Source organism: Nocardioides pantholopis (assembly GCF_003710085.1).
GTDB classification, from domain to species: domain Bacteria; phylum Actinomycetota; class Actinomycetes; order Propionibacteriales; family Nocardioidaceae; genus Nocardioides; species Nocardioides pantholopis.
Genome location: NZ_CP033324.1, coordinates 3,396,043 through 3,413,359, shown reverse-complemented (window position 1 = coordinate 3,413,359; position 17,317 = coordinate 3,396,043). Strand labels below are relative to the sequence as shown.

16 protein-coding genes are annotated in these 17,317 nt (G+C 73.4%); 12 read left to right on the top strand and 4 right to left on the bottom strand.

Going from position 1 to position 17,317, the window contains the following annotated elements; genetic code table 11:
* Positions 1–20 precede the first annotated feature (20 nt).
* The 3 genes from EBO35_RS16395 to EBO35_RS16385 are packed head-to-tail and all read left to right on the top strand — an operon-like array spanning position 21 to position 3,083.
* Entirely contained in the window at positions 21–842 is an 822-nt protein-coding gene (locus tag EBO35_RS16395) for a PP2C family protein-serine/threonine phosphatase (protein ID WP_206422845.1), read from the top strand.
* Entirely contained in the window at positions 839–2,044 is a 1,206-nt protein-coding gene (locus tag EBO35_RS16390) for an FHA domain-containing protein (protein ID WP_122818673.1), read from the top strand. The genes EBO35_RS16395 and EBO35_RS16390 overlap by 4 nt, the downstream gene beginning before the upstream one ends.
* A 7-nt stretch (positions 2,045–2,051) precedes the next feature.
* Entirely contained in the window at positions 2,052–3,083 is a 1,032-nt protein-coding gene (locus EBO35_RS16385; protein WP_122818672.1) for an RDD family protein, read from the top strand.
* Positions 3,084–3,090: 7 nt separating this feature from the next.
* On the opposite strand, the gene EBO35_RS16380 is transcribed toward EBO35_RS16385, so the two are convergent.
* The gene (locus tag EBO35_RS16380; protein ID WP_164477999.1) at positions 3,091–5,166 is read right to left on the bottom strand and encodes a S8 family serine peptidase; all 2,076 of its coding nucleotides are present in this window, start codon (positions 5,164–5,166) and stop codon (positions 3,091–3,093) included.
* 229 nt (positions 5,167–5,395) lie between these two features.
* On the opposite strand from EBO35_RS16380, the gene EBO35_RS16375 reads away from it, so the two are divergent.
* Both EBO35_RS16375 and EBO35_RS16370 read left to right on the top strand, forming a co-directional pair.
* The gene (locus EBO35_RS16375) at positions 5,396–6,835 is read left to right on the top strand and encodes a haloacid dehalogenase-like hydrolase (RefSeq protein ID WP_122818670.1); all 1,440 of its coding nucleotides are present in this window, start codon (positions 5,396–5,398) and stop codon (positions 6,833–6,835) included.
* Positions 6,836–6,959: 124 nt separating this feature from the next.
* Positions 6,960–7,355, top strand: a complete 396-nt coding sequence (locus tag EBO35_RS16370; RefSeq protein ID WP_122818669.1) for a cold-shock protein — start codon at positions 6,960–6,962, stop codon at positions 7,353–7,355.
* A gap of 47 nt (positions 7,356–7,402) precedes the next feature.
* Here the strand turns inward: EBO35_RS16370 and EBO35_RS16365 are convergent, their stop codons facing one another.
* On the bottom strand, positions 7,403–8,881 hold the full coding sequence (locus EBO35_RS16365; protein ID WP_122818668.1) for an MFS transporter: 1,479 nt from the start codon (positions 8,879–8,881) through the stop codon (positions 7,403–7,405).
* Positions 8,882–8,964: 83 nt separating this feature from the next.
* Between EBO35_RS16365 and EBO35_RS16360 the strand changes: the two genes are divergently transcribed.
* Positions 8,965–9,750, top strand: coding sequence for a DUF3027 domain-containing protein (locus tag EBO35_RS16360; RefSeq protein WP_206422829.1), 786 nt, complete (start codon positions 8,965–8,967; stop codon positions 9,748–9,750).
* Positions 9,751–9,758: 8 nt separating this feature from the next.
* Here the strand turns inward: EBO35_RS16360 and EBO35_RS16355 are convergent, their stop codons facing one another.
* Together EBO35_RS16355 and EBO35_RS16350 are read right to left on the bottom strand one after the other, a co-directional pair.
* Complete coding sequence (locus EBO35_RS16355) at positions 9,759–10,253, bottom strand: hypothetical protein (RefSeq protein WP_122818666.1); 495 nt, start codon at positions 10,251–10,253, stop codon at positions 9,759–9,761.
* Positions 10,250–10,558, bottom strand: a complete 309-nt coding sequence (locus EBO35_RS16350; protein WP_241153741.1) for a DUF2530 domain-containing protein — start codon at positions 10,556–10,558, stop codon at positions 10,250–10,252. Before EBO35_RS16350 ends, EBO35_RS16355 begins: the two co-directional genes overlap by 4 nt.
* A gap of 60 nt (positions 10,559–10,618) precedes the next feature.
* Between EBO35_RS16350 and EBO35_RS16345 the strand changes: the two genes are divergently transcribed.
* The 6 genes from EBO35_RS16345 to fusA all read left to right on the top strand — a co-directional run bounded on the left by EBO35_RS16345 (position 10,619) and on the right by fusA (position 17,251).
* Positions 10,619–12,025: an NCS2 family permease gene (locus tag EBO35_RS16345; protein WP_122818665.1), complete on the top strand. Its 1,407-nt coding sequence runs from the start codon at positions 10,619–10,621 to the stop codon at positions 12,023–12,025.
* A gap of 124 nt (positions 12,026–12,149) precedes the next feature.
* The gene (locus EBO35_RS16340) at positions 12,150–12,596 is read left to right on the top strand and encodes a MarR family transcriptional regulator (protein ID WP_241153740.1); all 447 of its coding nucleotides are present in this window, start codon (positions 12,150–12,152) and stop codon (positions 12,594–12,596) included.
* A 6-nt stretch (positions 12,597–12,602) separates the two neighbouring features.
* Entirely contained in the window at positions 12,603–13,949 is a 1,347-nt protein-coding gene (locus tag EBO35_RS16335) for an MFS transporter (RefSeq protein ID WP_122818663.1), read from the top strand.
* A 273-nt stretch (positions 13,950–14,222) separates the two neighbouring features.
* A complete protein-coding gene (gene rpsL, locus EBO35_RS16330; protein WP_011757353.1) occupies positions 14,223–14,597 on the top strand; it encodes a 30S ribosomal protein S12 in 375 nt (124 codons plus the stop codon).
* 1 nt (position 14,598) lies between these two features.
* Entirely contained in the window at positions 14,599–15,069 is a 471-nt protein-coding gene (gene rpsG / locus EBO35_RS16325; protein WP_122818662.1) for a 30S ribosomal protein S7, read from the top strand.
* 70 nt (positions 15,070–15,139) lie between these two features.
* Entirely contained in the window at positions 15,140–17,251 is a 2,112-nt protein-coding gene (gene fusA, locus EBO35_RS16320) for an elongation factor G (RefSeq protein ID WP_122818661.1), read from the top strand.
* Positions 17,252–17,317: the final 66 nt, after the last annotated feature.

Below are 17,317 nucleotides of genomic sequence, written 5' to 3'. Positions count from 1 at the left end.
CCGAGTCCCCAGGAGTGGCGGTGAAGGCCGTGGAGCTTCACCACGGATCGGCCACCGACGTGGGGCTGGTCCGCGAGGTCAACGAGGACGCGTTCCTGTGTGCCCCGCCGGTGTTCGTGGTCGCCGACGGCATGGGCGGCCACGACGGCGGCGACGTCGCCAGCGCGATCGTGATCGAGGAGTTCGCGCGGCTGGCCGGGGCGGGCTACGACCCCGATCGGGGGCCCGAGGTCGTCGCCGAGACCCTCGAGGCCTGCCAGCGCCGGATCGAGGCGTACGCCGCGCAGCAGCGCGCCGCGGGGCTACCGGACTTCCAGTCCGGCACGACAGCGGTGGTGGCGCTGCTGGTGGAGGCCGAGGGCGAGCCGCGCTGGCTGCTGGCCAACGTCGGCGACTCCCGCGCGTACCGATTCGCGCACGGCCGTCTGGAGCAGGTCAGCGTCGACCACAGCGTCGTGCAGGAGCTGATCGACGCCGGGACCATCACCGCGCAGGACGCCGCCAGCCACCCCGCCCGGCACATCGTCACCCGGGCCCTGGGCGGGCAGGAGCGGCCGGTCGCCGACTACTTCCTGCTGCCCCTGGGCGCCGCCGAGCGGCTGGTGCTCTGCTCGGACGGTGTCACCGGCATGATCGACGACGAGGAGCTGGGCCGGATCGCGGCCGCCGCCGCGGACCCGCGCGACGCCGCGGACCAGATGGTCGCCGCCGCGGTCGCGGCGGGCGGCCAGGACAACGCGACAGCCGTGGTCGTCGATGTGGTGGGATTGGTCCACGATCCCGTGTACGACTCGGCGCGTCAGCGCGCGAGCCTGGAACAGAAGCTGGGAGCACTCCCATGAACGAGCAGCAGCCGGAGCTGCGGTCCTACCGCCCCGGGGACTGGTACGCCGTCCTCGGCGCCGACGTCGCCGTCCTCCTGCCGCCGGCGGAGCGATCGCGCGTGGCGGCGCTGTGGGAGCTCGTCGACGGTGGCGCCGACTTCGACGACGTCCTCGACGCACTGGTCGCCTCCGGCCTGCGCGGGTTGTCGGCCTTCGCCCTGATCGGCGACGCCGACGGCGCCGCCCGGATCATGCTGCGCGGCCCTGCCCGCGCGCTGGTCGCGGCCGGAGACGACAGCGCCGAGCTCGTCGGGTCCGACGCGAACAGCTGGCTCGACCGCACCTTCACCGGCGTCACCGCGATCGCGGTGGTCGCCGACGCTCCGGCGGACCAGCCCGACGGCCCCGACGGCCCCGACCTGCCGGCGGGTCCCGGCCTGGTCCGCGCCGGTCGGCTGGACCAGCCCGCGGTCGGGCCGGTCGGCACCGCTCCGGAGCCGGCCCCGGTTCCCGAGCTCGTCCCCGAGCCCGAGCCCGAGCCGGGCCTCGCTCCCGCGACCGAGCCCGAGGTCGAGCCCGAGCCGGGCCTCGCTCCCGCGACCGATCCCGATGTCCTCGCCGAGCCGGAGCCGGAGCCGGTCTTCGCGCCCGCAGACGACCACCCGACCGACGTGGTCCCGCTGCCGCCCGCCGACCTGCCGCCGCCGGGACCGCCCGCTCCGATCGGCCCGCCGCCGGCGTGGACACCGGACGCCGGCGCCGACCCCGACCACGACGGGCACACCCACCAGCCGGGCTACGACCCCGACGGGTCGGCCCGCCAGCAGCCCGGCATCCCCGGCCAGCCGCCGGCACCGAGCATCACCCGGCCGGTGGCGAGGCTGAACGTCTCCAACGGCGAGGTGATCGAGGTCGACCGCGTGGTGCTGCTGGGTCGCGCGCCCGAGGCGCGCCGGTTCTCCCCGACCGAGCAGCCGCGCCTGATCACGCTGCCCAGCCCGCACCAGGAGATCTCCTCCACGCACCTGGAGATCCGCCCCGGGTCGGGGGCCGACCACGGCAGCGCGGTCGTCACCGACCTCGGCTCGACCAACGGCACGGTGCTGGTCCAGCCCGGGCTGCCGCCGGAGTCGCTGCAGCCGGGCATCCCGGTCCAGCTGCTCCCCGGCGCGGTCGTGGACCTCGGTGACGGGGTGACCATCCAGGTCACCAACCCCTGACCCAGCGATGGCCCACGCGAGCACCGGGACGCTGCCCGACCGCCGCCCGGAGGCCGGCCGGCAGGTCCTGCCCGCGGCCGAGCTGGACCGGCGCTTCTACGCGTTCGTGCTCGACCGGCTGGTCGGCTGGGGCCTCGCCGCCGCCGGCACCTGGGCGGCGTACCGGCTGCTGATCGAGCCCGGCCACCCCGCGGCCGGGGTGGCCCTCGCCGTGGCACTGGTGCTGCTGATCGGGCTCGGCTCCGCCCTGCTCCTGGGCCTGGGCGGCACCTCGCCGGGCAAGGCCGCGCTGGGGCTGCGGGTCGTGCAGGCCGGCACGGCCGAGCCCGTGGGCGTCGGGCCGGCGCTGCTGCGCACGTTCGTGCTCGGCCTCGCGGCCCTGCCCACCCTCGGGCTGGGCGTGGCGACGCTCGCCTGGACCGCGGTGATGGACCGCACCGGCCAGCGGCGCGGCTGGCACGACCACCTCGCCGGCTCCGCCGTGGTCGACGTGCGCCCGGTCCCCGTCGAGGAGGCCGCACCCGAGCCGGCCCCGCGCACGATCGTCAACCTCACCGCGATGCGGCTGGTTCCGCCGCCCGCGCCGGGCACCACGACGCCGGTGCGGCCTCCGGCGCCGCTCGCGCCGGCGGCAGCCCCGCGCCCCGGCCCCCCGCCTGCCGCTCCCCGACCGGTGGGACCGCCCCCGGCCGCGCCGCCTGCGGGCGCGCGGTGGCGGGTCGCCTTCGACTCCGGGGAGGCGTTCCTCGTCGAGGGTCTGGCCCTGGTCGGTCGCGGCCCGGAGCCGCGGCCCGGCGAGCAGGCCCGGCACCTGGTCCCGCTGCGCTCCAGCGACATGTCGCTGTCGAAGACCCACGCCCAGTTCCAGGTGGTCCCCGATGGAGCCCTCGTGGTGATGGACCGGGGCTCGACCAACGGCTCGGTGCTGGTCCGCCGCGGGGTGCCGCGGGACCTGGGGCCGGGACGGCCGACGACGCTGCTCGACGGCGACCTGGTCCGCTTCGGCGACCGGAGCATGAGCGTGACCCGGGAGGCCTGACCGGGTCTCAGCGGGTCAGCAGCACCGGCACCCGGGTGCTGGTCCCGTTGGCGCCCCGCCAGGTGATGGTGCCGTCGTCGGTGGGCCGGCGTCCGGCGGGGCCCGTCGCCCGGACCGTGTAGGTCGCGGACTCCCCGGGGTCGAGCCGGACGGCCGCCGGCGTCACCGTGACGTCGTACGTCGTGAAGCCGGAGGCGGAGGAGGAGAAGTACAGGGTCCGGCGCCCGGTGTTCGTGATCGTGCGTCGGGCGCGCTCGGCGCCGTCGTGCAGCAGGATCGAGGGCGTGTTCAGCTCCCCGCGCAGCCGGCCCTCCAGCCAGCGGCGGTAGTCCGCGGGGTCGACCTCGTGGGCCAGGGCCGGGCGCAGCGCGGTCTCGGGGTCGACCCGGCCGGCGCCGGTGCGCAGCGCCGGGCCGCGGACCGGCTCGGTGCTGGTCGCGAGGGCCGAGCGGACGGTCGCGGCGGGCCACCGGTGCCGGTCGAGCAGCAGGGCGGCGGCGCCGCTGGTGTACGCCGTGGCGGCGGAGGTGCCCTGGACGTAGTCCCAGGCGGCCGAGGTCGTGCCTCGAGGCCCGGGGACGGCGGCCAGCATCCCGGCGCCGGGGGCGACGACGTCCGGCTTGAGGACCGGTGCGGCGGGGTCGCCGGCGCTGGACCAGGGCAGCACCACGCGGGGGCTGCGGGTGCGGCCGTCGGGGGACAGAGTCACCCTCGTCTGCGGGTGGCGGCGGACCCAGCGCTGCAGGGTGCGGCCCGCGGCCGCGTCCAGGTGGACGGTCGGGACGCTGTGCAGGTCCGCGGCGACCGGCTGGCGGCGGGTGTTGAGCAGCACCATGCCGACACCGTCGGCCTGCTCGACGGCGGCGGACTTGTCCACGCGGCCGACCCGACCGCGCTCGCACACGACGATCCGGCCGGCGACCCGCCCGGCGTCCAGGCTGCCCGGGGCGCAGACCCGGGCCTGCCGGGCGCCCGCCCCGGCGGCGGGGACGGTGGACGCCAGCACCACCCGGGCGGCCGGGACCCGGCGGGCCGAGGCCATCGCGCCGTCGAGCCGGGGCCCGCCGCGCACCACGACCCGGCCCTGCCGGACCACGCCCTGCGCGGCCCCGACCGTCGTGACCCACGGCACCGGGTGGCCGGCCTGGCCCCGGACGCCGTCGTTGCCGGCCGCGGCCACCACCACGACGTCCGCCTCGGCGGCACCGAGCAGGGCCAGCTGGAGCGTGTCGTGACCGGTCGCGGTGGCGACGGCGAGGTTGAGGACGTCCACGCCGTCAGCGACCGCCCGGTCCACGGCGGTCACCAGGTCGGCGACCGCGCAGCCGTCGTCCTCGGGATCGGGGGCGGACCAGCAGGCCTTGTAGATCGCGAGCCGGGCCTGTGGGGCCACCCCCGCGAAGCTGCCGAGGTCCTCGCGGCCGGCGCGCGCGCTCACCCGGGCGTTGCCGGCGGCCAGCGAGGCGAGCGCCGTGCCGTGCCCGCTGTCGTCGCGCGCGGACAGCGACGCCGAGCTGCGGACCCGCTCGGAGCCGAACCCCTCGACGAACCAGCGTGCGCCGACCACCTTCTCGCCGCAGTCCGAGGACTCCCAGTCCTCCCCGACCGCGCAGGTGCCGCGGAACCCCCGCGGCGCCGGCCCGAGCTCGGGGACCGAGGCGAAGACCGGGCCCTCCGGCGCGAGCCCCGAGTCGACCATGCCGATCGTGACGCCGGCGCCGCCGTCGGTGCGCACGGTCTCGGCGGCCGTGACCGGGCTCGGCGCCGGCGCGCCGGCCAGGCGCAGCACCCGGTCGGGCTCGACCAGGTCGACGTCCGGATCGGTGCGCAGGTCCCGGGCCTGCTCATCGGTGAGCTCCACGGCGGCACCGTCCAGGGCGGTGTGCCAGCGGTAGACCGGGTCCGGGGCCCCGACGGCGTCCAGCGCGCGCTGCTGGCGGGCGACGGAGAGGAGGCGCCGGCGGGCCGTCACGAGTGCTGTCTGGTCGCCCTCGGCGCCGGCGCCGGGTCCGAACGTGACCAGGTGGAGCTCGGCCGGCGCGTCCTCCGCGGCGCGCGCGGCCGAGGTGCCCGGAACGAGCACGGCAGCGAACCCTGCTAGCCCGGTCGCCGCCGCGAGCGCGCAGGCGCCAGCGCGGCGCCGGACGCCGTGCGTCCTCCCGCGACGAGCTCGCATCACGCACCTCACTGGTCCCGCTGTTCCCACACCGTGGCGTTCCAGCCTGACAGGCCCGCCCTGCGCTGCCAAGCGCTCGTCCACCGGCGGGCTGGACCTCGACCGGCGCCGCCGGCCCCCGAACTAGGCTGCGGCCATGCCAGACGAGTCCCTGCCCGGCCCGCTCGTGGTCGGGTTCGACCTCGACCTGACCCTCATCGACACCGCCCCCGGCTTCGGGGCGGTGCTGCGCGCCCTGGGCGCCGAGCTCGGTGTCGACTTCCCGGTGGCCGACATGACCGCCCGGCTCGGCCCCCCGCTGGAGACGCTGCTCGCGCCGTACCTGGATCCGGAGGTCGTCCCCGCCGCAGGCGACCGGTTCCGCGCCCTCTATCCCGATCACGCCATCGCCGGGGTCCCGGTGCTCCCCGGGGCCCACGAGGCCCTCGCCGCCGTACGCCGCCACGGCGGGCGGACCGTCGTGGTGACCGGGAAGTTCCCCGAGAACGCGCGGCTGCACCTGGACCACCTGGACCTGGACGTGGATGTCCTCGAGGGCTGGGTGTGGGGCGTCGGCAAGGCGGACGCGCTGGTGCGCGAGGGGGCGAGCGTCTACGTCGGCGACCACGTCCACGACGTCGAGGGCGCCCTGGCGGCCGGCGCCACCAGCGTCTCGGTGCTCAGTGGCGGCTGCACCCGCGAGGAGCTCCTCGCCGCCGGCACCCACGTCGTCCTCGACGACCTCGGCCAGTTTCCGGACTGGCTCGCGGAGCACCTGCTCACGACGCGGCTCGCGGCGCTGGAGGCCGACCTGCGCCGGCGTGGGTCGGTCCTGGTCGCCTACAGCGGCGGCGCGGACAGCGCGCTGCTGCTCGCGGCCGCGGTGCGGGCGCTGGGGCCGGGCAACGTCGCCGCCGCGACCGGCTACTCCCACTCCCTGCCGCAGTCCGAGCGCGGCCCGGCCCTGGACTTCGCGCGGTCGCTGGGCGTGCAGGTGCTCACGCCGCAGACCCGGGAGATGGAGCGCGAGGGCTACCGCGCCAACTCCGGCGAGCGCTGCTTCTTCTGCAAGGCCGAGCTGCTCGACGTGCTCACGCCGCTGGCCGCCGAGCGCGGCCTGGCCCACGTCGCCACCGGCACCAACGCCGACGACGCCGTCGCCGGCTTCCGCCCCGGCATCCGCGCCGCCGCCGAGCGCGGCGCGATCACCCCGCTGCTCGACGCCGGGCTGACCAAGGAGCAGGTCCGGGCGGCGTCGCGCCGCTGGGGGCTGCCCACCTGGGACAAGCCGGCCGCGGCATGCCTGTCGTCCCGGATCGCGTACGGCGTCCAGGTGACCCCGCACGCGCTGGCCCGCGTCGAGCGGGCCGAGGAGGCCGTGCGGGACCTGCTCGCGGACGCGGCCCTGCGCGACCTGCGGGTGCGCGACCTCGGCGACCGGGCCTCGGTCGAGGTCGACGTGGCCCTGCTGCCGCTGCCGCCCGACGTCGAGGCCGAGGTGCTGGCCGCCGTCCGGGTCGCCGGGTTCGGCGCGGCCGCCGTCGACCCGCGGGGCTTCCGGTCCGGATCGCTCAACGAGCGGCTGGGGCAGCCGTGAGCCGGGACGCCGACCAGAACGCGTTGGCCGCGCCCCGCCCGGGCACCTAGGCTGTGCGATCGCCCGCGGCGTACTGTCCGGCGCGACGCCCAGAGCCGCAACCGAGCAAGAAGAGGTCGAGACCGTGCCCACTGGCAAGGTGAAGTGGTACGACGCCGAGAAGGGCTTCGGGTTCCTGTCACAGGCCGAGGGCCCGGACGTCTACGTGCGCGCCGACGCGTTGCCGGAGGGGACCGCCGCGCTGAAGCCCGGCACCCGTGTCGAGTTCGGGATCGCCCAGGGGCGCCGCGGCGACCAGGCCCTGCAGGTGCGGGTGCTCGAGGCGCCCGCCTCGGTGGCCCGCAACCAGCGCCAGGTGCGCCGCAAGAACCCCGACGAGATGGCCACGATCGTCGAGGACCTGATCCGGCTGCTCGACGGCGTGGGGGAGGCCTACCGGCACGGTCGGCACCCCGAGCCGAAGACCGCGCGGCCGGTCGCCAAGCTGCTGCGCGCGCTCGCCGACGAGCTCGACGCCTGACGCCTGACGCCTGACGCCTGCGCCGGACCCGGATCCGGGCCTCGCCGTCAGGACGACGCCGCGACGGGGTCCCGGGTCTCGCGGTCGGCGCCGGAGGACCGCGTGAGCAGCACGAACACCGACCAGGCGGCGAGTACGCCGAACGCGATGCCGAGGCCGAGGCGGGGCGGGTCGAGCGGCAGCACGATGCCGACGAACCCGCCGAGCACCCAGGCCAGCTGCAGCGTGGTGTCGCTGCGCGCGAAGGCGCTGGCCTGCACCCGCACCGGGATGTCGCGCTGGATGGTGGAGTCCAGGCAGAACTTGGCCAGGGACTGGGAGAGTCCGGCCACCAGGCCGAGCAGCGCGATGGTCAGCACCCCGTAGAACAGCGTCGCGGCCAGGGCGGCCGCGGCATCGACCAGCAGCGCCAGGACCACTGTCACCGACGGGTTGATCCGCTTCAGCAGGGCCGCGGCGGCCACGCCGAGGGCGTTTCCGGCGCCGGCCGCGCCGACCACCAGCCCGATCAGCAGCTCCTCGCCGAGACCGCTCTCGGGCGGGTTCTCGCGCAGCAGGAAGGCCATGAACATGATCAGGAAGCCGCTGAGCCAGCGCGGCCCGCAGTTGGCCTTCAGTGCGAACGCGACGGCCGCGGGGATCGGCATCCGCGGCCGCAGTCCGGGCCGCCGGGCGGCCGGCTCCTCGCCCTCGCCCTCGCCCTTACGCAGCGACATCGTCTCCTCGCCGGCGCTGGAGTCCACCTGCTGCGGGAGCCGGATCGCGCAGATCGTGGCCACCACGAACAGCGCGAACGCGTAGCGCAGCGACCACTCCGAGCCGACCCAGGAGGCCAGCCCGGCGATCGGCGCGGAGACCGTGGTGCCGATGATCCCGGCCAGCGAGACCCGGCCGTTGGCCTTGACCAGCGTGAAGCCGCGGGGGAGCAGCCGGGGGACCGCGGCCGCGCGCGTCACGCCGTACGCCTTGGAGGAGACCAGGACGCCGAGGGCGGCCGCGAACAGCCACGCGGAGTCGCCGTCCATCGCCCCGGCGAGCCCCCAGCACAGGAACGCCCGGATCGCCATCGTCGCGCCGATGGCCCAGCGCCGACCGTGGCTGAAACGGTCCAGGAACGGCCCGATCAACGGCGCGACCACGGCGAAGGGCAGCATCGTCAGGCCCAGGAACAGCGCCACCTGGCCGCGGGCCTCGCCCGAGGGCACCTGGAAGAACAGCGACCCCGCCAGCGAGATCGCCACCGCGGCGTCGCCGGCGGTGTTGAAGAAGTGCAGGTACATGAGCCGGTTGAGCCCGGACTCGCCGGCGCCCTGGGCGTCGGCCGCGCGGCGGGCCTGCCGGCCGACGTACCGGCCGGCCCGGCCCGTCACCCGGCCGGCCGCGGCCACGCCGCGGCCCGCCGCCCGGGCGCCGGTGCCGAGCCCGTGGGCCACCGCCCGGGCCCGCTCCGCCGCCCCGACCGGGGCGGGACCGTCGGGGCGCGGATCCGGGCGCTCGTCCTCGGCGCCGGGCGGCTGGGCGGTCATGGGCCCATCCTGCCCGGTCCGGGCGTCCGGCGCGGCACCGGACACGGGGGCCGACCTGACATCGGGCACCGTGATGAGACATGATGCGCGACGTGACCACGACCGTCCGCACCAAGCCCGACGCCACCGCCCTGGCGGCGGTGGAGCTGGCCCGCGCCGCCGTGCTCGACGACGCCGAGGCCGGTGACATCGGCGAGCACCTCGACTCCGTCGCCGAGGGCGAGCGGGTCGTCACCCACCTGTTCGCCTGCACCCGGACCGGCTACCGCGGCTGGCGCTGGTCGGTGACCGTGGCGCGCGCGCCCCGGCAGAAGCACGTCACGGTCGACGAGGTCGTGCTGGTCCCGGGCGAGGACGCCATCGTCGCGCCGCCGTGGGTGCCCTACCGCGAGCGGATCGAGCCCGGCGACCTCTCGCCGGGCGACCTGCTGCCGGTCGCCGACGACGACCCGCGGCTGGTGCCGACGTACTCCTTCGGCGACGACCCGCTCGACGCCGACGACAAGGCCCAGATCCGCCAGGTCGCCCAGGACCTCGGCCTGGGCCGGACCCGCACCCTCTCCCTGGAGGGTCGCGACCTGGCTGCGCAGCGCTGGTACGACGGCGACCGTGGCCCCTCCGCGCCGATCGCGCAGGCTGCGCCGGACTCCTGCACCACCTGTGGCTTCTTGATGCGCATCGCCGGGCCGCTCTCGGAGATGTTCGGCGTGTGCGCCAACGGCGACGCCAACGACGACGGCCGGATCGTCTCCTTCGACCACGGCTGCGGTGCCCACTCCGAGGTCCGGCTGGCCAAGAAGCACGAGCCGGTGCCGCTGCCGGAGCCGGCGTTCGACACCCTCACGCCGGGCGACGTCGAGCGGTTCTGACCCGGGCCTCAGGCCTGATCGCGCGGGGCCAGGGGGTCGTCCTCGGTCCGCTGGACCTGGACCCACTTCCAGCGCCCGAGTCCTAGCCACATCGGGACGCGGGCGATCCAGCCGGCCACCCAGAAGCCGACGACGCCGGCGCCGCACAGGGCGACACCTGTCTGGAAGAGGGCGTCGCGCTCGGTGACCTGGCCGACGATGCCCAGCCACAGCCCGGCGCTCAGGCCGAGGGCCGGGATCCAGCCGCGCGGGTGGACGGCGAGACCGCCCATGAACGCTGCGATCGCGATCGGCAGCACGAACGGGGTCGTGACCAGCAGCGCGGTGGCGGAGTCGCTGAGCATCTCGCCGTCCCGGGTGAGCCAGGCACCCACCGCGACCGAGATCCCCGTGAGCACCGCCATCAGCCCGAGCAGGATGCCGGTGGTGGCGTTCTGGTGGGCGAGGGCCCAGGCGAGGACGGCCGGGTGGCGACGGGCCGCGCCGCGGCGACCGGCGCTCACCCGGCGGACCGGGCGCGGCGGCCGCCGGGAGCCGCCTCGGCGCGGGCGTCGCGCCGGCGGCGGCAGTACTCGTAGCCGCACAGGCCGAGCCCGAAGCCCGCCAGGCAGGTCCACAGCCACCAGGTGCGTCCGGAGTCCGCGAGCTCGCCGTAGAAGGGCAGCAGCGCGAGGAACCCGATCAGCCAGACGGCGGTGCCGACCGCGACCGTCCGGACCCCGTCGACGTCGAGCGGCTCGACGTCGGCGACGACGTAGACCCGGCTCCCGATCTCGTGCCGTCGGGGCTGCTCGTCACGGCTGTCCACGTGTCCAAATCTAGTGTCGGCGTCAATGCGTCGCGCGGGCGGCTGTCATGCTGAGGTCCCGTGAGGACCCGAGTGGACAACTTCTTCAAGATCAGCGAGCGCGGCTCCACCGTCGGGCGGGAGGTGCGCGGCGGCATCGTCACCTTCTTGACGATGGCCTACATCATCGTGCTGAACCCGATCATCCTCAGCGGCGGCGTCGACATCGACGGCGAGCCGCTCGGCAGCTTCCAGATGATCGCGGCGGCCACCGCCCTGGTCGCGGGCCTGCTGACGATCCTGATGGGCCTGGTGGCGAACTTCCCGCTGGCCCTCGCGGCCGGCCTGGGCCTGAACGCCTTCATCACCTACTCGGTGGCCAACCAGATGACCTGGGCCGACGCGATGGGCCTGGTGGTCATCGAGGGCCTGGTGATCCTGGTCCTGGTCCTCACCGGCTTCCGGGAGGCCGTCTTCCACGCTGTGCCGGCGCAGCTGAAGATCGCGATCTCGGTCGGCATCGGCCTGTTCATCACGCTGGTCGGCCTGGTCGACGCCGGCTTCGTGCGCGGCGGTGGCGGCACCCCGCTGTCGCTGGGCCTCGGCGGGCAGCTGCAGGGCTGGCCGGTGCTGATCTTCTGCATCGGCCTGGTGCTGGTCATCGGGCTGTACGTCGCCCAGGTGCGGGGCGCGATCCTGATCTCGATCGTCGTGAGCAGCGTTCTGGCGATCATCGTGGAGTCGATCGTCGAGGTCGGCTCGAGCGCCGACAACCCGAAGGGCTGGAACCTCAACGTCCCCGCCTGGCCGGACAAGATCGTCGAGAAGCCCGACTTCGGGCTGATCGGCAACTACAACCTGCTCGGGTCCTGGGAGAACGTCGGCGTCGTCACGGTCTTCCTGCTGATCTTCACGCTGCTGCTCACCGACTTCTTCGACACCATGGGCACGATGACCGCGATCGGCGCCGAGGCCGGGCTCAACGACGAGGAGGGCATCCCGCCGAAGTCGCGCCAGATCCTGGTCGTCGACTCGCTGGCCGCGGTCGCCGGTGGCGCCGCGTCGGTGTCCAGCAACACCGCCTACATCGAGTCCACCTCCGGCGTCGCCGAGGGCGCGCGCACCGGCCTCTCCGCCGTGGTCACCGGCCTGCTGTTCCTGCTCGCGACGTTCCTCTCGCCGCTGGTCGCGGTGATCCCGAACGAGGCGGCCGTCCCGGCCCTGGTCCTGGTCGGCTTCCTGATGATGCAGCAGGTGCGCGGCATCGACTGGGACGACATCGAGATCGCGCTGCCGGCGTTCCTCACGATCGTGCTGATGCCGTTCGCGTACTCGATCTCGGCCGGCATCGGCGCGGGCTTCCTGGCCTTCGTCCTGATCAAGGTCGTGCGCGGCAAGGTCGCGCAGATCCACCCGCTGATGTGGGTGGTCGCCGGGCTGTTCGTCGTCTACTTCGCGATCAGCCCGATCAGCTCCTGGGTCTCCTGACCCGACCGCACGACCTCCCGGCCAGGCCGGGAGCGGACCGACAGGCCCGGCCCGTGGCGACCGTCACGGCCCGGGCCTGTCGCATTCGGAATAGTTAGCGTAGGTAATGACTTATGCTAACGATATGCCCAGCACTGAGAAGGCCCCTCACTCCCGCGCCGGCCTGGCGTCGGAGCTCCGCCTGGCCGTGATGCGCCTGCGGCGCCGACTGGCGGCCGAGCGAGACCCCGGCAACGACCTGGGCATGAACGCCATGGCCGTGCTCGCCGCCCTGCAGCCCGGCGGCCTCGGCGTCGGCGAGCTGGCCTCGATCGAGCGGGTCAAGGCTCCGACGATGACCCGCACGATCAACCACCTCGCCGAGGGCGGCTACGTCACCCGGCGAGCCCACGCCACCGACGGGCGCCAGGTGCTCGTCGAGATCACCGACCTCGGCCGGGAGACGCTCCGGGCCGACCGGGCGCGCCGCGACGAGTGGCTCTCCTCGCGGCTGCGCGCCCTGAGCGCCGACGAGCGCGCCGTGCTCCGCCAGGCCGCCCCGATCCTGCACCGACTTGCCCAGGAGGACTGACCAGACTTGAGCCCCACGTTCCGTTCCCTCGCCAATCCGAACTACCGGCGCTACGTCGCCGGCAGTGCGGTGTCGAACACCGGCACCTGGATGCAGCGGGTGGCCCAGGACTGGATGGTCCTGAGCCTCCCCGGCGGGAGCGGCACGGCCCTCGGCATCACCACCGGGCTGCAGTTCCTCCCCGTGCTGCTGCTCTCGCCGTACGCCGGGGTCATCGCCGACCGCTTCCCCAAGCGCCGCCTGCTCCAGCTGACCCAGCTGACGATGGCGCTCGCGTCGCTGGCGCTGGGCATCATCGCCGTCACCGGGTCGGCGCAGATCTGGCACGTCTACGTGCTCGCCTTCGTGCTCGGCATCGGCTCGGCCTTCGACGGGCCCGCCCGCCAGTCCTTCGTCTCGGAGATGGTCGGCACCGAGGACCTGACCAACGCGGTGGGTCTGAACTCGGCGACCTTCAACGCGGCCCGGCTCTTCGGCCCGGCCATCGCCGGCCTCCTGATCGGCGCGCTGGGTGGCAGTGCCGAGGCCAGCGGCTGGGTGATCCTGATCAACGCGGTCTCCTATGCGGCGGTGATCTGGCAGCTGCAGCGCATGGACGTGCGGCTGCTGCACACCCCTGAACCCACCGGACGCGTGCCCGGCGCGCTGCGCGCCGGGGTGCGCTACGTGCGCAGCCAGCCCAGGATGGTGATGGTGCTGATCCTGGTGTTCTTCGCCGGCACCTTCGGCATGAACTTCCAGGTGACCTCCGCGCTGATGGCCACCGACGTCTTCGGCAAGGGCGCCAGCGAGTTCGGGGTGCTCGGGTCCGCCCTGGCCATCGGCTCGCTGACCGGGGCGCTGCTGGCGGCCCGCCGGGTCCAGGTCCGGCTGCGGCTGCTGGTCGTCGCCGCGGTCGGGTTCGGCGTGGCCGAGATCGTCGCCGGGCTGATGCCGACGTACCTCACCTTCGCGCTCTTCGCCCCGGTCATCGGCTTCTTCACACTGACCCTGCTCAACTCGGCCAACGCGACGATGCAGCTGGAGTCGGCTCCGCTGATGCGCGGCCGGGTCGTCGCGCTCTACATGACCATCGTCATGGGCGGCACCCCGATCGGCGCGCCGGTCGTCGGCTGGGTGGGGGAGACCTACGGTGCGCGCTGGACCTTCGTCTTCGGCGGCGTGCTGACGATCCTCGGCGCCCTGATCGCGGTACTGGTCTTCACCCGGATGTCGCGCCGGGCGGCGGAGCGCTCCGGTGAGCCGGCCGAGGAGCTGGGGGACCGGCCCGCGGCGGAGCGGGCCGGCGAGGGCGCCCCGGAGGTGGGGTCCGACCCGGCGCGGCAACCGGCCGACGTTTTGACCACGGTGTAGGCGCCCGGTAATCTCGTACTTCGTGTCTGGGACAACCAGGCTGTTGTGCGTGCTCGCAGGCGCCGGCGACCGAATGCCGGACCGGGAGGACCACAGTCCCCACCATCACCGCCCGGTCGCAAGACCGGCTCCGGCGATGCTCTGGGCCGGGCGACACGCCCGACCTCGGGGGCGAGGACGACGGGCTGGTTCCGCACCATCCCAGACACCGCAGATCGATCGTGCGAGGCACCGTGCCACGTACTGAGAGTGACAAAGAAGGGGAACCACCAGGTGCCCACCATTCAGCAGTTGGTCCGCAAGGGCCGTCAGGACAAGGTGTCGAAGAACAAGACGCCTGCCCTCAAGGGTTCGCCCCAGCGGCGCGGCGTGTGCACGCGCGTCTACACCACCACCCCGAAGAAGCCGAACTCCGCCCTCCGCAAGGTCGCCCGTGTGCGCCTGAGCAGCGGCGTCGAGGTCACGGCGTACATCCCGGGCGTCGGTCACAACCTTCAGGAGCACTCGATCGTGCTCGTTCGCGGCGGCCGGGTGAAGGACCTGCCCGGTGTCCGCTACAAGATCATCCGCGGCACGCTCGACACCCAGGGCGTCAAGAACCGTAAGCAGGCTCGCAGCCGCTACGGCGCCAAGAAGGAGAAGAGCTGATATGCCGCGCAAGGGTCCCGCTCCCAAGCGCCCGATCGACGTCGACCCGGTCTACGGGTCCCAGCTGGTCACCCAGCTCGTCAGCAAGGTGCTCCAGGACGGCAAGAAGCAGGTCGCGCAGCGCATCGTCTACTCGGCGCTCGAGGGCTGCCGCGAGAAGACCGGCACCGACCCGGTGGTCACGCTCAAGCGTGCCCTGGACAACGTGAAGCCGGCCCTCGAGGTCAAGTCCCGCCGCGTCGGTGGTGCGACCTACCAGGTCCCGATCGAGGTCAAGGGCAACCGCGGCACCACGCTCGCGCTGCGCTGGCTCGTCGGCTACGCCGCGGACCGTCGTGAGAAGACGATGTCCGAGCGCCTGATGAACGAGATCCTCGACGCCTCCAACGGCCTCGGTGCCGCTGTGAAGAAGCGCGAGGACACCCACAAGATGGCCGAGTCCAACAAGGCCTTCGCGCACTACCGCTGGTGATCGTGAGCGGGGCGGCTCACGCCGTCCCGCTCCACCGGCACCTTCCTACTTTCTAAGGAACGCACAGACAGTGGCTGTCGACATCACCACGGACCTCAACAAGGTCCGCAACATCGGCATCATGGCGCACATCGACGCCGGCAAGACCACCACCACCGAGCGCATCCTGTTCTACACCGGTATCACGTACAAGATCGGTGAGGTGCACGACGGTGGCGCCACGATGGACTGGATGGAGCAGGAGCAGGAGCGCGGCATCACGATCACGTCCGCCGCGACGACCTGCTGGTGGAAGAACCACCAGATCAACATCATCGACACCCCCGGGCACGTGGACTTCACCGCCGAGGTCGAGCGCTCGCTGCGCGTCCTCGACGGCGCGGTCGCGGTCTTCGACGGTGTCGCCGGTGTCGAGCCCCAGACGATGACGGTGTGGCGGCAGGCCAACAAGTACTCCGTCCCGCGGATGTGCTTCGTCAACAAGCTCGACCGCACCGGCGCGGACTTCTTCCGCTGCGTCGACATGATGGTCGAGCGTCTCAACTCCACCCCGCTGGTCCTCCAGCTGCCGATCGGCGCCGAGTCCGACTTCCTGGGCGTCGTCGACCTGGTCGGCATGCGCGCGCTCACCTGGCGCGGCGAGACCAAGATGGGCGAGGACTACGAGGTCGAGGAGATCCCCGCGGAGCTGGCCGAGCAGGCTGCCGAGTACCGCGAGAAGCTCCTGGAGACCCTCTCCGAGGCCGACGACGACGTCATGGAGAAGTACCTCGAGGGCGAGGACTTCACCGTGGAGGAGCTCGAGGCCGCGATCCGTCGCGCCACCCTGGCCGACAAGCTCAACCCGGTCCTGTGCGGCACGGCGTTCAAGAACAAGGGCGTGCAGCCCCTGCTCGACGCGGTCGTGAAGTACCTCCCCTCGCCGCTGGACATCGACGCGATCGTCGGTCACGACCCCCGCGACGAGGAGAAGGAGGTCGTCCGCAAGCCCAGCGACGACGCGCCGTTCTCCGGCCTGGCCTACAAGATCGCCAGCGACCCGCACCTCGGCAAGCTGATCTACGTCCGGGTCTACTCCGGCAAGCTCGAGGCCGGCTCGTCCGTGGTGAACTCGGTCAACGGCCGCAAGGAGCGGATCGGCAAGGTCTACCAGATGCACGCGAACAAGCGTGAGGAGATCGCGTCGGTCGGCGCCGGCCAGATCGTGGCCGTCATGGGCCTGAAGGACACCAAGACCGGTCACACCCTGTGCGACCCGGCCAACCAGGTCGTCCTGGAGTCGATGACGTTCCCGGCCCCGGTCATCGAGGTCGCGATCGAGCCCAAGACCAAGAGCGACCAGGAGAAGCTGGGCACCGCGATCCAGCGCCTCTCCGACGAGGACCCGACCTTCACGGTCAAGTCCGACGAGGAGACCGGCCAGACGATCATCGCCGGCATGGGCGAGCTCCACCTCGAGATCCTCGTCGACCGGATGAAGCGCGAGTTCCGCGTCGAGGCCACCGTCGGCAAGCCGCAGGTGGCCTACCGCGAGACGGTCCGTCGCGAGGTCAAGAACCACAGCTACACCCACAAGAAGCAGACCGGTGGTTCGGGCCAGTTCGCGAAGGTCGTCGTCTCCCTCGGGCCGAACATCGACCCCGAGACCGGCACCGGCGCGGGCTACGAGTTCGTCAACAACGTCTCCGGTGGCCGCGTGCCGCGGGAGTACATCCCTTCGGTCGACCAGGGTGGCCAGGACGCCATGGAGTTCGGCATCCTCGCCGGCTTCCCGATGGTCGACGTGAAGTTCACGCTCGAGGACGGCGCCTACCACGACGTCGACTCCTCCGAGCTCGCGTTCAAGATCGCCGGCAACCAGGCCTTCAAGGAGGCCGCCCGCCAGGCGAAGCCGGTCCTGCTCGAGCCGATGTTCGCTGTCGAGGTGACCACCCCGGAGACCTTCCTGGGCACGGTCATCGGCGACATCAACAGCCGGCGCGGCCAGATCCAGGCGCAGGAGGAGCGGCACGGTGACATGGTCATCAACGCCCTCGTGCCGCTGTCCGAGATGTTCGGGTACGTTGGCGACCTGAGGTCCAAGACCTCTGGCCAGGCTTCGTACTCGATGGAGTTCGACTCGTACGCCGAGGTTCCCACGAACATCGCCGACGAGATCATCAAGAAGGTCCGTGGCGAGTGACCCTCTAGGGTTGCGCAGTCCCGGATCCTCGGCACCACCAGCAAGTACGAGTCAGGTAACAACCAC

Bases quoted from the DNA above. Each gene is read 5' to 3' on its own strand.
- EBO35_RS16390 (WP_122818673.1), top strand. From the start codon at position 839: ATGAACGAGCAGCAGCCGGAGCTGCGGTCCTACCGCCCCGGGGACTGG.
- EBO35_RS16385 (WP_122818672.1), top strand. From the start codon at position 2,052: ATGGCCCACGCGAGCACCGGGACGCTGCCCGACCGCCGCCCGGAGGCC.
- EBO35_RS16375 (WP_122818670.1), top strand. From the start codon at position 5,396: ATGCCAGACGAGTCCCTGCCCGGCCCGCTCGTGGTCGGGTTCGACCTC.
- EBO35_RS16365 (WP_122818668.1), bottom strand. From the start codon at position 8,881: ATGACCGCCCAGCCGCCCGGCGCCGAGGACGAGCGCCCGGATCCGCGC.
- EBO35_RS16360 (WP_206422829.1), top strand. From the start codon at position 8,965: ATGCGCGACGTGACCACGACCGTCCGCACCAAGCCCGACGCCACCGCC.
- EBO35_RS16340 (WP_241153740.1), top strand. From the start codon at position 12,150: ATGCCCAGCACTGAGAAGGCCCCTCACTCCCGCGCCGGCCTGGCGTCG.
- rpsG (WP_122818662.1), top strand. From the start codon at position 14,599: ATGCCGCGCAAGGGTCCCGCTCCCAAGCGCCCGATCGACGTCGACCCG.